Source organism: Synechococcus sp. RedBA-s (assembly GCF_024345495.1).
GTDB lineage: Bacteria > Cyanobacteriota > Cyanobacteriia > PCC-6307 > Cyanobiaceae > Regnicoccus_A.
Genome location: NZ_JAGQBF010000005.1, coordinates 96,812 through 109,810, shown reverse-complemented (window position 1 = coordinate 109,810; position 12,999 = coordinate 96,812). Strand labels below are relative to the sequence as shown.

At 68.2% G+C, this 12,999-nt stretch carries 13 protein-coding genes; 5 read left to right on the top strand and 8 right to left on the bottom strand.

All coding sequences use genetic code 11. The features are described from left to right. Window positions 1-85: 85 nt before the first annotated feature. The 3 genes from dnaB to KBY67_RS03265 form a co-directional block, all read right to left on the bottom strand. A complete protein-coding gene (gene dnaB, locus KBY67_RS03275) occupies window positions 86-1,552 on the bottom strand; it encodes a replicative DNA helicase (RefSeq protein WP_255108672.1) in 1,467 nt (488 codons plus the stop codon). Window positions 1,553-1,613: 61 nt separating this feature from the next. Further along, window positions 1,614-2,072 (bottom strand): 50S ribosomal protein L9, encoded by a 459-nt coding sequence (rplI, locus tag KBY67_RS03270; RefSeq protein ID WP_094556144.1) that lies wholly within the window; start codon window positions 2,070-2,072, stop codon window positions 1,614-1,616. 78 nt (window positions 2,073-2,150) lie between these two features. Then, the gene (locus KBY67_RS03265) at window positions 2,151-3,155 is read right to left on the bottom strand and encodes a fatty acid desaturase (RefSeq protein ID WP_255108670.1); all 1,005 of its coding nucleotides are present in this window, start codon (window positions 3,153-3,155) and stop codon (window positions 2,151-2,153) included. A gap of 55 nt (window positions 3,156-3,210) precedes the next feature. Between KBY67_RS03265 and KBY67_RS03260 the strand changes: the two genes are divergently transcribed. Further along, complete coding sequence (locus tag KBY67_RS03260) at window positions 3,211-3,984, top strand: hypothetical protein (RefSeq protein ID WP_255108668.1); 774 nt, start codon at window positions 3,211-3,213, stop codon at window positions 3,982-3,984. Here the strand turns inward: KBY67_RS03260 and KBY67_RS03255 are convergent. Further along, window positions 3,954-4,877: an acyl-CoA desaturase gene (locus KBY67_RS03255; protein ID WP_399213821.1), complete on the bottom strand. Its 924-nt coding sequence runs from the start codon at window positions 4,875-4,877 to the stop codon at window positions 3,954-3,956. The genes KBY67_RS03260 and KBY67_RS03255 overlap by 31 nt on opposite strands. Before the next feature lie 259 nt (window positions 4,878-5,136). Here KBY67_RS03255 and KBY67_RS03250 point away from each other — a divergent pair, with 259 nt between their 5' ends. From KBY67_RS03250 to KBY67_RS03235, 4 genes are all read left to right on the top strand, one after another. Then, window positions 5,137-6,411: an aminotransferase class I/II-fold pyridoxal phosphate-dependent enzyme gene (locus tag KBY67_RS03250; RefSeq protein WP_399213816.1), complete on the top strand. Its 1,275-nt coding sequence runs from the start codon at window positions 5,137-5,139 to the stop codon at window positions 6,409-6,411. A gap of 53 nt (window positions 6,412-6,464) precedes the next feature. Next, window positions 6,465-6,854, top strand: coding sequence for a glycine cleavage system protein GcvH (gene gcvH, locus KBY67_RS03245; RefSeq protein ID WP_255108663.1), 390 nt, complete (start codon window positions 6,465-6,467; stop codon window positions 6,852-6,854). 57 nt (window positions 6,855-6,911) lie between these two features. Further along, entirely contained in the window at window positions 6,912-9,953 is a 3,042-nt protein-coding gene (gene gcvP / locus KBY67_RS03240; protein ID WP_255108661.1) for an aminomethyl-transferring glycine dehydrogenase, read from the top strand. A gap of 194 nt (window positions 9,954-10,147) precedes the next feature. After that, a complete protein-coding gene (locus tag KBY67_RS03235; RefSeq protein WP_255108686.1) occupies window positions 10,148-10,405 on the top strand; it encodes a hypothetical protein in 258 nt (85 codons plus the stop codon). Between the two features lie 24 nt (window positions 10,406-10,429). On the opposite strand, the gene KBY67_RS03230 is transcribed toward KBY67_RS03235, so the two are convergent. The 4 genes from KBY67_RS03230 to KBY67_RS03215 form a co-directional block, all read right to left on the bottom strand. Continuing rightward, the gene (locus tag KBY67_RS03230; protein ID WP_255108659.1) at window positions 10,430-10,663 is read right to left on the bottom strand and encodes a hypothetical protein; all 234 of its coding nucleotides are present in this window, start codon (window positions 10,661-10,663) and stop codon (window positions 10,430-10,432) included. Window positions 10,664-10,782: 119 nt separating this feature from the next. Then, window positions 10,783-11,148, bottom strand: coding sequence for a DUF924 family protein (locus KBY67_RS03225; RefSeq protein WP_255108657.1), 366 nt, complete (start codon window positions 11,146-11,148; stop codon window positions 10,783-10,785). Continuing rightward, a complete protein-coding gene (locus tag KBY67_RS03220; RefSeq protein WP_255108655.1) occupies window positions 11,145-11,870 on the bottom strand; it encodes a pirin family protein in 726 nt (241 codons plus the stop codon). The genes KBY67_RS03225 and KBY67_RS03220 overlap by 4 nt, the downstream gene beginning before the upstream one ends. Continuing rightward, window positions 11,867-12,928, bottom strand: coding sequence for an alkene reductase (locus KBY67_RS03215; protein ID WP_255108654.1), 1,062 nt, complete (start codon window positions 12,926-12,928; stop codon window positions 11,867-11,869). The genes KBY67_RS03220 and KBY67_RS03215 overlap by 4 nt, the downstream gene beginning before the upstream one ends. Window positions 12,929-12,999: the final 71 nt, after the last annotated feature.

Here is a 12,999-nt window from a genome sequence, read left to right as displayed (position 1 = left end):
GGGTGGAGGGGGTGGTGGGGGGCTCGCTCATCGGTTGTCTGCAGGCGTTGGCCCCCATGTTGCTGCCGCTGCGGGTCTGTGAGGATCAGGGGGCCGCCAGGTTGCGGAAACGGGTGAACTGGGGCTCGAACAGCAGCTTCACCGTGCCCACTGGGCCGTTGCGGTGCTTGGTCACGATCACCTCGGTGATGCCGCGATCGGCTGTTTCCGGGTTGTAGTACTCATCGCGGTAGATCATCAGCACCAGGTCGGCGTCCTGCTCGATCGAGCCCGATTCGCGCAGATCACTGAGCATCGGTCGCTTGTTGGTGCGGCTCTCCACGCCGCGGCTGAGCTGGGAAAGGGCGACCACCGGCACGTTCAGCTCCCGCGCCATGCCCTTGAGGCCCCGGGTGATGCGCGAGAGCTCCTGCACCCGGTTGTCGGGGGTGGAGCCCTCCATCAGCTGCAGATAATCGATCACGATCAGCCCCAGCTCCTTGCCCTGCTCCGCCATCAGCCGGCGGCAGAGGGAGCGCATCTCCAGCACGCCGGCGTTGGGCTTGTCGTCGATGAACAGCGGCAGCTGGCCGAGGGTGTTGATGCCCTGGCCCAGCAGCGGCCACTCCTCCTGCTGCAGCCGGCCGGTGCGCAGCCGGCCACTCTCGATGCCCACCTCCATCGACAGCAGCCGGTAGGTGAGCTGCTCCTTGCTCATCTCCAGCGAAAACACACACACCGGCAGCTGGTGGATCTGGGCCACGTTCTTGGCGATGTTGAGCACGATCGAGGTTTTCCCCATCGCCGGTCGGCCGGCCACGATGATCAGATCGCTGCGCTGCAGGCCCTGGGTGATGGCATCGAGGTCGTAGAAGTTGACCGGGATGCCGGCCACCGAGGTGCCCAGTGAGCGGCTCTCGATCTCGTTGAAGGTGCTGGTGAGGATCTCGGCGGTGGGGGTGAGCCCCACCGAGGGCTTCTCCTGGCTGATGGCGAAGATTTGCTGCTCGGCCTCATCGAGCACCTGCTCCATCGGCTTGGCCTGATCGAAGCCGAGCTTGATCACCTCGTTGCCCGAGCGGATCAGCTGCCGCCGCAGGTATTTGTCCATCACCAGGCGGGCCACCTGGTCGATCGAGGCGGTGCTGAGGGTGCGCTCCACCAGCTCCACCAGCCGGTTGCTGCCGCCCACTTTCTCCAGCTGGCCAGTGTCCGCCAGCCAGGCGGCCATGGCCGTGAGGTCGGTGGGTTTGCCCTGGCTGTGCAGCATCAGGGCCGTGCGGTAGATCTCCCGGTGGGCGCTCAGGTAGAAGGCCTCAGGCCGCAGCACATCGGCGATGCGGCCGAGGGCGTCGGGGTCCAGCAGGATGCCGCCCAGCACGGCTTCTTCCGCCTCCAGATTCTGGGGCGGTACCTGATCGGGCAGGGCCTCGAAGCGGGCCTCGTCCTGGCCCTGGCCGCGACGGCGAAAAGCTGGCGTCAGCGCGGCAGCGGCTGGAGCCGGGTTACTGCGCTCACCAGCGGTGCCCCATTCGGGGCCGCCATCAGGGGCCGGCAGGGGGAGACTCACCATGGTCTGAGGCTAGGGGCAGACCGGGGCTGGGGAAGTGCCTCCGGGCTTGCTCCGGGCTGGCCTAGTGGCTGACCACTTCCAGGTTGATCTCGGCTGTGACTTCGGGGTGCAGCTTCACCTGCACCTTGTAGGAGCCCGTGCGGTGGATCTCGGGCACGGCGATGTCACGGCGGTCCAGTTCTTTCTTGGTGGCCGCTTCGATCGCTTCGGCCACATCTCCGTTGGTCACGGTGCCGAAGAGCACGTCGTCGCCGCCGGTCTGCTTCTTGACGGTGAAGCGGCCGATGGTGGTCAGGGCCGTACGGAAGGCTTCGGCCTCCTGCTTCAGGGCCGCCTGGCGCTCGGCCTCCTTGGCGCGGCGGTGCTCCACCTGGCGCAGCACCGCTGGGGTGACGGCCACGGCCTTGCTCTGGGGGAGCAGGAAGTTACGGGCGTAACCGGGCGCCACCTCCACCAAGTCCCCCTGCTTGCCGAGGCTGTAAACGTCCTCGCTGAGGACGACGGAGACGCGCTTGGCCATGGAAACAGAACGGCGGGAACAGGGGATCGGACAGGGGCCGTCGGCTCGACGGCCCGCATCTTGAGGCGATCAATGATCTTAGATCACAGCTTGCGTTGTCCTGCCGGCGGCGGGCAGACGCACCTGGGTGGCCAGGCCCAGGGCCCACAGCAGGCGGATGTGCTGCCAGGTGAGGTCGATCTGGCTCTTCTCCAGGCCGTGGCGGGCCGAATGGGGGAAGGCGTGGTGGTTGTTGTGCCAGCCCTCGCCGAAGGTGAGCGCCGCCACCCAGGGGTTATTGCGGGACCCGTCGCCGCTCTCGTAGGTGACCTTGCCCCAGCGGTGGGTGGCGCTGTTCACCAGCCAGGTGCACTGGTAGACCGCCACCAGGCGCAGGGGGATGCCCCAGAGCACCAGGCCCCAGCCGCCGGCGCCCGTCAGGGTGCCGATGGCGAACAGCAGCGCGGCCAGGGGCAGCTGCAGCAAGAGAAAGTTCTTGTTCAACCAGCGGTAATAGGGATCGCGCTGCAGGTCACCGGTGAGCCGGGGCACGGCCGCCATGGCCGGAATCTCATGGAACATCCAGCCCATGTGGCTCCACCAGAAGCCTTTGTGGCTGTTGTGGTGGTCGACGTCGGTGTCGGAGAACTTGTGGTGATGGCGGTGCAGTCCTGTCCAGTCGATCGGACCGTGCTGGGCGCTGAGGGCACCGCAGGTGGCGAAGAACCGCTCCAGCCAGCGGGGCACCCGGAAGGCCCGATGGCTCAGCAGCCGGTGGTAACCGATCGTGACTCCCAGGCAGGCGGTGACCCAATAGAGCACCAGGAAGCTGGCCAAGGCAGGCACACTCCAAAACTGGGGCAGCAGGGCCACCAGCGCCAGGGCATGGATCACCACCATGTAGCCGATGGTGACCCCGTGGGCTCCCTTGGGCGCCTGAGCCTGGGGTTCGCCGCGGCGGGGGCGGTGCAGGGCCTCGGCCCGGTAGAGGGAGAGATCGGCGGGAGCGAGGCTGGCGACACCGGTGGGCCGGGGGGCTGTAGGCGTCGCTGCAGGCCCCGAGCGCGCCGACGGGCTGGAGGGTCGCCGAACGGTGGCGGTCATAAGGACTGGTTCCTGATCGGTCTTTTAGAATAGTAGCAGTATGAATCCAGATCAAGTGGGATATCAGGCCGAAATCGAATCAGGACGTGAAGCGTTTTCGTATCTGATCAGGGCCTGGCATGAGCGCAACGGCTGGTCCCACCGGGTGCTTCCCGGTCTGGCCGAGGTGCTCGACCTGGGCCGGATCCACAATTCCCAGGTCTCGATGCTGCGCAACCGCAAGCTCGCCTCCCCCGGCCCCGAGGTGTTCCTGGCCCTCGGGCGCATCAACCAGTGGCTGGTGGCCAGGGCCGCCGCTGCTACCGCTGATGTCAGCAGCGCTCTGGCGGGCCACCCCGACCTGATCGAGGCCCTCTCCCAGGGCTCCCGGCCCCTGCTCAGCAACAGCGGTGAGCCCCTGGGCCCAGGCGACCTGCTGGAGATCTTCGTGGGCCTGGTGCCGCCACCTCGGGCCTTTGATCTGCGCATCGCCGACGACGAGGCCCAAGGCCTCAGCTTTGCTCTGGCGGAGTTGCTCTGCGCCGGGCGGCCCTGGCGGCTCTGCCGCGACCAGGTGCTGGCGGCCTATCCGGCGGCCAAGACTCAGCGCCGGGAGCGCTTCGCGGCTGTGATGAGCGGTCAGCGCGACTACAGCGCCGCCGAGCTCGACGCCGAGCTGATGGACCTGCACCGCACCCTTGAAGGGCTGGGGGTGGCCGCCGAGCAGGCGATCAGCGCCGACCGCTTTCTGGAGGTGCTGCGCCAAAAAGCCCGCCTGCAGCAGCAGACGGGCGCCTTGGATCTCGCTGAAGCGATCGGTCAGGAGCTGGTGGCCGAGGGCAGCGGCTGACCCAGATGGGCCACCCGGATCCGTTTGGCCAGCCCGAGGGTGCGCAGGAGCTTGATATGTTGCCAGGTGATGTCGAACTCGAACCAGCGCAGGCCATGGCGGGCGCTGGCGGGGTGGGCGTGGTGGTTGTTGTGCCAGCCCTCGCCGAAGGAAAGGATCGCCACCCACCAGCAGTTGCGCGAGAGGTCGGGACTGTCGAAGTTGCGGTAGCCGAAGGCGTGGGTGGCGCTGTTCACCAGCCAGGTGACGTGATAAACGATCGCCAGGCGTAGGGGGATGCCCCAGAGCACCAGCCCCAGACCGCCGCCGGGCACGCCGGTCCGCTCGCCGTACCACCACAGGGCGGCACCCAAGGGCACCTGCAGCAGCAGGAACCAGCGGTCGAGCCAGCGGTAGAGGGGATCACGCTGGAGATCGCCGGTAAAGCGGCTCATCTGGCGCACCGCCGGAATGTCGTGCAGCATCCAGTCGCTGTGGCTCCACCACAGGCCCCTGCCGGCATCGTGGTGATCGTTGGGCTGGTCGGAATACTTGTGGTGGTGGCGGTGCAGCCCCACCCATTCGATCGGTCCGCTCTGGCAGGCCAGGCTGCCCATCAGCACGAGGGTGTGCTCCAGCCATTTCGGCGCCACGAAGCTGCGGTGGGCCAGCAGGCGGTGCAGCCCTAGGGTCACTCCCAGCACCGTGGTCCAGTACAGGGCCGCCAGCACCACCACCCCCTGCCAGCTCCAGAAGCGCGGCAGCAGGGCAAAGACGGCACCCACATGGATCGCCAGCATGAAGCTGGTGGTGCCGAATTTGTACTTGCGCTGGATGGGGGGCAGCGGCTGACGGCGACCGCTCACCGAGGCGCGGATGGCGGCGTCCTGATGCTCGGCGGCGTGGCCCCGCAGGGTCTGACCCGCAGGCTGGACCTGGGGCAAGGCGGATGCTGGATCTGAAGCGGCAACCAAATGAACTCTCGCGGTGGTGGCGCAGGCTTGAGTCCGTCATCTCCCCTGCGGCGGGCGATCCCGTTGCAGGGAACCCATCAGGCTGAGGTGCGACTCTGACCTGTGATGCTGGCAAAAATGTCGCCGATGCATCGAATGGAAATCTAGCGGCGTGGGGGAAGCCCCCAGGCAGCATGGCGCCAAGAGCTGGTGTCAGGCCATGACCACAATGGCAATCAACACTGAAACCCACGCCGGCTGGGCCCGGGAGCGGCTGGCCGCCGCCGCTGAGCGGACCGCGCCTTTGGCCGCCGCCCGCACCGCTGCCGTGCAGCCGGCACTGGCACGGGTGCTCGACGCCTTCGCCGCTGAGCGGCTGGGCACCCACCACTTCGCCTCCGTCAGTGGCTACGGCCATGGCGACCTGGGCCGGGAGGTGCTGGATCGCGTCTTCGCGCGGGTGCTGGGGGCCGAAGCCGCCGCCGTGCGCCTGCAGTTCGTGAGCGGCACCCACGCCATCGCCGCCGCCCTGTTCGGGGTGCTGCGCCCCGGTGATCGAATGCTGGCCCTCACCGGCCGCCCCTACGACACCCTGGAGGAGGTGATCGGTCTGCGCGGCACGGGCCAAGGCTCCCTGGCCGAGTTCGGCATCCACTACGACGAGCTGCAGCTCACGGCCGCCGGTGCGGTGGACGAGGACGGCCTGGCTGCGGCCCTGGCGGTGCCCACACGCCTGGTGTTGATCCAGCGCAGCTGCGGCTACAGCTGGCGGCCCGCCCTCAGCCTGGAGGTGATCGCCCGCCTCTGCGAGCGGGTGGAGGCCCTGCAGCCTGGCTGCATTCGCTTCGTTGACAACTGCTACGGCGAATTGGTGGAACCCCTGGAGCCGCCGGCGGTGGGTGCCGACCTGATCGCCGGTTCGCTGATCAAGAACCTCGGCGGCACCATCGCCCCCACCGGCGGCTATGTGGCCGGTCGCGCCGAGCTGGTGGAGCAGGCCTGCTGCCGGCTCACGGCGCCGGGCATCGGCAGTGAGGGCGGCACCGGTTTCGACCTCTATCGCCTGCTGTTCCAGGGTCTGTTTCTGGCGCCCCAGATGGTGTCGGAGGCGCTGATCGGTGCTGACCTCACCGCCGCGGTGTTCAGCGATCTGGGCTATGCCGTGCAGCCCCAGCTGGGGGAGCACCGCAGCGACCTGATCCAGGCGGTGCGCTTCGGCGCCCCCGAGCCCCTGATCCGGGTGTGCCGGGCCTTCCAGTCGTGCTCACCGGTGGGGAGTTACCTCGATCCGGTACCGGCGCCGATGCCCGGCTACGCCAGCGAGCTGGTGATGGCCGGCGGCAGTTTCATCGATGGCAGCACCAGCGAGTTCTCCGCCGATGCCCCCCTGCGCGAGCCCTACGTGCTCTTTTCGCAGGGCGGCACCCACCGCAGCCACGTGGCCCTGGCGCTGGAGCGGGCCCTGGCGGCCCTGGGGCCCGGCGGGGGCTCCTGAGCGCGGCGCCCCCCCGGGAGCCACACTGGGTCGAAACCTCCCTCCGGTCCGCGATGGCCATCCAGGTCCCCGACGACTGCCGCTACGCCGACAGCCATGAATACGTGCGACCGGAGGGGGAGTTGGTGCGGGTGGGTGTGAGTGCCTTTGCCGTCGATCAGCTCGGCGACATCGTCTTTGTTGAGCTGCCCGAAAACGGCGCCCAGCTGGAGCGGGGCAGCAGTTTCGGCACGGTCGAATCGGTCAAGGCCGTCGAGGAGATGTACGCCCCGATCAGCGGCACCGTGGAGCGGCGCAACGAGGCGGTGCTGGCCAGCCCCGAGGAGCTGCAGAACGATCCCCACGGCGAGGGGTGGTTGCTGCTGCTGCGCCCCAGCGATCCCGCCCAGCTCGACGACCTGCTCGATCCCGCCAGCTACCGCGCCAAGCTTGAAGGCTCCTGAACCCTGGTCCGGCGGGGCGAATTACCTAGGATCCAGCGCTAAGCCGGACCTGGTGGCGTGAGCGTCGAGAGCAGTAGCGACAGCGCCGTGGCCGGCGCCCCCCCGGAGTTCTCCCCTTTCCTGCAACGCCACCTGGGGCCATCCACCTCTGAGCAGGCCCGGATGCTGGAGCGCCTGGGTTGCGCCGATCTGGAGAGCTTCGTGGCAGAGGTGGTTCCAGGCGACATCCTGATTCCCCCCAGCGCCGCCGAGCAGGAGTTGCCCGCCGGTGTGGGGGAAGCCGATGCCCTGACGGAACTGCGCCGGATCGCTTCCCTCAATCAGGTGCGCCGCAGCCTGATCGGCCTGGGTTACTACGGCACCGCCACCCCGGCCCTGATCCAGCGCCATGTGCTGGAGAACCCCTGCTGGTACACCGCCTACACCCCCTACCAGGCGGAAATTGCCCAGGGGCGGCTGGAGGCTCTTCTCAATTTCCAGACCCTGATCAGCGAGCTCACTGGCCTGCCGATCGCCAACGCCTCGCTTCTCGATGAGGCCACCGCGGCGGCCGAGGCGATGTCGCTCAGTGCCGGCGCCTGCCGCCGCAGGGAGGCCCGCCGCTTCCTGGTGGATGAGCAGGTGTTCCCCCAGACCCTGGAGGTGCTGCGCACCCGGGCCGAGCCCCTGGGGATCCTGATTGAAACCTTTGATCCAGTCACGGTTTCTGCAGCCGGCAGCGTGGCCACGGCCGCTGGTGGCGATCAGGTCTTCGGCCCCGATGTCTTCGGGGTTCTGCTGCAACTGCCCGGCAGCCATGGCCGCCTGTTTGATCCCAGCGCGGTGACTATGGCGGCTCACCAGGCCGGCGCCATGGTCACGGTGGCGATCGATCCACTGGCCCAGGTGCTGCTGGCCCCCGTGGGCACCCTCGGCGCCGACATCGCCATCGGCAGCAGCCAGCGCTTCGGCGTGCCCCTGGGCTTCGGCGGGCCCCATGCCGCCTTCTTCGCCACCACCGAGGCCCACAAGCGTCAGATTCCAGGCCGCCTGGTGGGTCGCTCGATCGATGCCGAGGGCCGGCCGGCCCTGCGCCTGGCCCTGCAGACCCGCGAGCAGCACATCCGCCGCGACAAGGCCACCAGCAACATCTGCACCGCCCAGGTGCTGCTGGCGGTGATGGCCGGTTTTTATGCCGTGCACCACGGGCCTGAGGGGCTCACGGCCATCGCCCGGCGGGTGCTGCGCCTGCGTGCCGCTCTGGCCCTGGAGCTGACCCGCCTCGGCTTCGAGCTCGAGGCCGGACCCGCCTTCGGCACCCTCAGCGTGCTCACGGCCGAGGCCGCCGCGTTGCTGGAGCGCTCGGAGGCCGCCGGCTTCAACCTCAGGCCGCTCATGGCTCCAGGCGGGCTGCTGGAGGGGGTGGCCCTCAGCCTTGATGAGCGCAGCGATATCGCTGAGCTCGATCAGCTGCTGGCGCTGTTCGCTGCCGGCTCCAGCCCCGGGGAAGGAGCTGCCGCCTCGATCCCCTCAGCCGCCGCCCTGCTGGCGGAGCTGCCTGGTGATCAGGAGCTGCTGGCGGGGCTGCCCCTGCGCCAGGGCCCCTGGCTGCAGCAGGAGGCCTTCCAGCGCTACCGCAGTGAATCCGAGCTGTTGCGCTACATCCAGCGCCTGGCCTCCCGCGACCTCTCCCTGGTGCACGGGATGATCCCGCTGGGGAGCTGCACGATGAAGCTCAACGCCGCCGCTGAGCTCTCGCCGGTGAGCTGGAGCGAGTTCGCCGACCTGCACCCACTGGTGCCCCCCTCCCAGGCCCGGGGCTATGCCCGGCTGATCGCTGATCTGGAGAGCTGGCTGGCGGCCATCACCGGTTTTGCCGGTGTGTCGCTGCAGCCCAATGCCGGCTCCCAGGGGGAATACGCGGGCCTGCTGGTGATCCGCGCCTGGCACCGCAGCCGGGGGGATCACCACCGTGACATCTGCCTGATCCCCACCAGCGCCCATGGCACCAACCCTGCCAGCGCGGTGATGGCGGGTCTGCGGGTGGTGCCGGTGGCCTGTGACGACAAGGGCAACATCGATCTGGTGGATCTGGAGACCAAGGCCCAGACCCACGCCGCTTCCCTGGCGGCGGTGATGGTCACCTACCCCTCAACCCACGGTGTGTTCGAGCCCGGCATCCGTCGTCTCTGCGATGTGATCCACCGCCATGGCGGCCAGGTGTACCTCGACGGGGCCAACCTCAACGCCCAGGTTGGCCTGGCCAAGCCGGGCCTCTACGGCGCCGATGTCTGCCACCTCAACCTGCACAAGACCTTCTGCATCCCCCACGGCGGCGGTGGCCCTGGGGTGGGACCAATCGGCGTGGCCAGCCACCTGGTCCCATTCCTGCCCGGCCAGGTCCAGGGCATCGGTGCGGTGGCGGCGGCCCGCTGGGGCAGCGCCGGCATCCTGCCGATCAGCTGGATGTACATCCGCATGATGGGTGGCGCCGGCCTGCGCCAGGCCAGTGCCGTGGCCCTGCTGGCGGCGAATGTGATCGCCGAGCGCCTGGAGCCCCACTACCCCGTTCTCTTCCGCGGACCGGGCGGGCGCGTGGCCCACGAGTGCATCCTCGACCTGCGGCCGCTCAAGCGCAGCGCCGGTCTGGAGGTGGACGATCTGGCCAAGCGCCTGATGGACTATGGCTTCCACGCCCCCACCGTGAGCTGGCCGGTGGCCGGCACCGTGATGGTGGAGCCCACTGAGAGCGAATCACTGGCGGAGATTGATCGCTTCTGCGACGCACTGATCGCGATCCGAGCGGAAGCCGCGGCCATCGAGGCCTGCGAGGTGGACCCCCTGGAGAACCCGCTCAAGCGTGCGCCCCACACCCTGGCGGCCGTCACGGCCGACCTCTGGGACCGCCCCTACAGCCGCCAGCAGGCCGCGTTCCCCGCCGGCGAGGGCCAGCAGGCCAACAAATTCTGGCCGGCGGTGGCTCGCATCGATAACGCCTACGGCGACAGGAACCTGGTCTGCACCTGCCCCTCGGTGGAGGAGCTGGCGGCGGTGCTGCCCCTGGGGGCGGTTCAGGAAGGGGTAACCACAGCACCAGTTCTGGCTGGCCAGGGGCGTTAAGATCCGCGCAAATTGATCAATCCTCAGGTTTTCTTTCGAATCCAGGGGTTGTTTCTTTGCCCAGATCTGTGAGTAATGCGCCCAGAAGTTCCGGTTTCGCTACTCCTTCCGATCCGTCCTATCGCTGCGCCGACCCATCCATGAACGGCAACAACGACGACACCTCAGGCCCTGCTGCCATTCGGCGACTGGTGATGGCTGACTCCCAGGCGGCCCGTCAACCAGGATCGCCGCCCAGGCAAGGCCCCTCACTGCCAGCGGTGCCCACCACCCTGTCCAGTTCCCACGATCGTGGAGAAACCTTCCACGAAGAAGGCACCAACGTGCTGCGGGTTCCCTTTGGAGTCCGTCAGGCCAAGCGTTACCGCGGTGAGCGTCCCGAGCGCTGGGCCACGCTGGTGCTGCCATTCCAGGCCGGCGGCCCCACCCCCACGCCGCCCCAGGCGGCCTGAGGTCTCAGGGGCTCAGAGGGGGGATCAGGCGGCTCGGGTGAGGCGCCAGTCCACCAGTGCCTTCACATCCTCCAGGGAGCTGGCGGGGGTGCGGAAGGGCAGCACCGGCATCGGACTGCGCTCGGGCCGCACCAACCAGCTGAGATCAGCCTGGGGCATCAGCACGAAGCCGCGGTAGCGCACGATCCAGCGCTTGTTCTCTAGCTCCAGGTCGGGGAGCACCCTCAGGCCAGGGGCATAGGGATCGTGGGTCGCCATGACCAGGTGCGCAACGGAGTCTTGAAATCCATTCCAGTGGCAGGGCCGGAGAGCCGCAGCATCAGCTGCTGCCTTTTGAGTAGACAGTCATATTTTGTGAGGACTCGCCGTTGACACTCTCAGAATCGGGAGCCCGGCTGTTCCAGAAAGGCCAGCTCCTCGGCGCTGGAGCTGCGTCCCAGGGCCCCATTTCGGTGGGGGAAGCGCCCGAAGTGTGCGATCACATCCCGGTGGCGGCCGGCGAAGGCCCCAGGTTGATCGCGCCGGAGTTGCCTGGGGAGCTGATCGAGCAGCAGCACCAGAGCCAGGGCTGAGCCCGGTTGATCGGCCCACGGCTGCAGCTCCCCGGCCAGGGCCCGCTGACTCAGCTCCCCGAAGCGTTCGCGCACCTGTTGATCGAAGGCGGGATCCTTGCGGAACCACTGGGCCGGCTGACACACCTCGAACCAGAAGCGCAGCAGATCGGGGGCGCCAGGGTCGCTCATGCAAGCTCAAACAGCAGCAAATCGGTGCCGGCCGCCGTGGCTGTGAGCTCTCCTGATCCGCCGGCGACGAAGCCGAGCCCATCACCGGCACTCAGGGGCTGGGGCCCATCAGGGCCGCTCAGCTCCACGCTGCCATCGATCAGCTGCAGCCAGGCCTGGCGCCCCGCCGCGACGGGCAGCTCAAGGCAGACCCCTTCACTGGGCTGGGCCCGCCACAGCCGCACCGGCCGGTGGATCGCCATGGCGCCTTCCGCCTGCTCGGGATCGAGCAGCAGGGTCCAGCCTTCGCCGACGGTGAACGACTTCTGCTCATAGGCCGGTTCGATGCCGCGGCTGCTGGGCTCGATCCAGATCTGCAGCAGCCGGCAGGGGTGGCTGGTGTCGTTGGTTTCGCTGTGGACCACACCGGTGCCGGCGCTCATCCGTTGCACTTCCCCCACCATCAGCACGGCACTGTGGTCCATCGAATCACGGTGGGTGAGCTCCCCGTCGACCATCACAGTGATGATCTCCATGTCGCTATGGGGATGCATCCCGAAACCACGCCCAGGGGCAATGGTGTCCTCGTTGATCACCCGCAGGGGGCCATAGCCCATCCAGGCGGGGTCGTAGTGGTGGCCGAAGCTGAAGGTGTGCCGGCTCTCGAGCCAGTCGAGCCGGCCATGGAAGCGCTCGGCGGCAGGCCGCAGCAGGGTGTCGCTGGGAGGGGTGGTGGTGGTCATGGCAGGGCGGGGTAGTCGGTGTAGCCGGCAGAACCAGGGCTGTAGAAGGTGGCCGGATCGGGGCTGTTGAGCGCCGCGCCGCGGCGCAGGCGCTCGGGCAGGTCGGGGTTGGCCAGGAAGGCAGTGCCGAAGGCCACGGCATCGATGTCACCAGCTCCGATGGCTGCATTGGCCTCGCTGGCGCTGTAGCCCATGTTGGCGATCAGGGTGCCGCTGAAGCGCTCGCGGATCGGGGTGAGCAGATCCCCTTGCTGCTGGCCGAGAAAATCGCCCCGCATCACATGCAGAAAATCCAGGCCGGCGCTGCTGAGCCGATCGGCCAGCCAGCTGGAGAGGCCAAGCGGATCGGAATCGGCCATGGAGTTGTAGCCGTTGAGCGGCGAGATGCGCAGCCCCACCAGATCGGTCTCAGCCCGCACCGCCTCGATCACTTCGAGCAGCAGCCGGGATCGGTTCTCAAGCGACCCGCCGTAGGGCCCTGTGCGGTGGTTGCTGCCATCACGCAGGAATTCATCGAGCAGGTAGCCGTTGGCCCCGTGCACTTCCACACCGTCGAAACCGGCCGCGATGGCATTGCGGGCAGCGAGGCGGAAGCCCTCCACGATGGCCGGCAGCTCCTCATCGGTCAGCTCGCGCGGCACCACATAGGGCTTCTTGCCTTCGGGGGTGTGGATCTCGTCGCCGGTGATGGCGATCGGGCTGGGGGCCACCGGCTGACGGCCTCCATTGAGGAGAGGATGGCAGGCGCGGCCTCCATGCCAGATCTGCAGAATGATCCGGCCACCGGCGTTGTGGACCGCTTCGGTGCTCAGCCGCCAGCCCTCCACCTGGGCGGCGGAGTGGATGGCGGGTTCATTGATGAACGACGAATGGCCCTCCATCGCCATGGTGGCCTCGGCGATGATCACCCCGGCTGAGGCACGCTGGGCGTAGTACTTGGCCATCAGCGTCCCGGGCACGTGATCCTGTTCCGCCCGCGACCGGGTGAGAGGAGCCATCAGCACCCGGTTGGGCAGCTCCAGGGAGCCGAGCTGCATGGGAGTGAACAGGTCGGTCATGGGGTGACAAGCAGCGGGTGTCGGTGATGAGTCCGGCACTCAGGCGGCCGGTGATCGATTCAGGCCGGCGA

What these genes read in the sequence shown, in the direction of transcription:
- dnaB (WP_255108672.1), bottom strand. Translation starts at nt 1,552, where the DNA reads ATGGTGAGTCTCCCCCTGCCGGCCCCTGATGGCGGCCCCGAATGGGGC.
- rplI (WP_094556144.1), bottom strand. Translation starts at nt 2,072, where the DNA reads ATGGCCAAGCGCGTCTCCGTCGTCCTCAGCGAGGACGTTTACAGCCTC.
- KBY67_RS03265 (WP_255108670.1), bottom strand. Translation starts at nt 3,155, where the DNA reads ATGACCGCCACCGTTCGGCGACCCTCCAGCCCGTCGGCGCGCTCGGGG.
- KBY67_RS03250 (WP_399213816.1), top strand. Translation starts at nt 5,137, where the DNA reads ATGACCACAATGGCAATCAACACTGAAACCCACGCCGGCTGGGCCCGG.
- gcvH (WP_255108663.1), top strand. Translation starts at nt 6,465, where the DNA reads ATGGCCATCCAGGTCCCCGACGACTGCCGCTACGCCGACAGCCATGAA.
- KBY67_RS03235 (WP_255108686.1), top strand. Translation starts at nt 10,148, where the DNA reads ATGGCTGACTCCCAGGCGGCCCGTCAACCAGGATCGCCGCCCAGGCAA.
- KBY67_RS03230 (WP_255108659.1), bottom strand. Translation starts at nt 10,663, where the DNA reads ATGGCGACCCACGATCCCTATGCCCCTGGCCTGAGGGTGCTCCCCGAC.
- KBY67_RS03225 (WP_255108657.1), bottom strand. Translation starts at nt 11,148, where the DNA reads ATGAGCGACCCTGGCGCCCCCGATCTGCTGCGCTTCTGGTTCGAGGTG.
- KBY67_RS03220 (WP_255108655.1), bottom strand. Translation starts at nt 11,870, where the DNA reads ATGACCACCACCACCCCTCCCAGCGACACCCTGCTGCGGCCTGCCGCC.
- KBY67_RS03215 (WP_255108654.1), bottom strand. Translation starts at nt 12,928, where the DNA reads ATGACCGACCTGTTCACTCCCATGCAGCTCGGCTCCCTGGAGCTGCCC.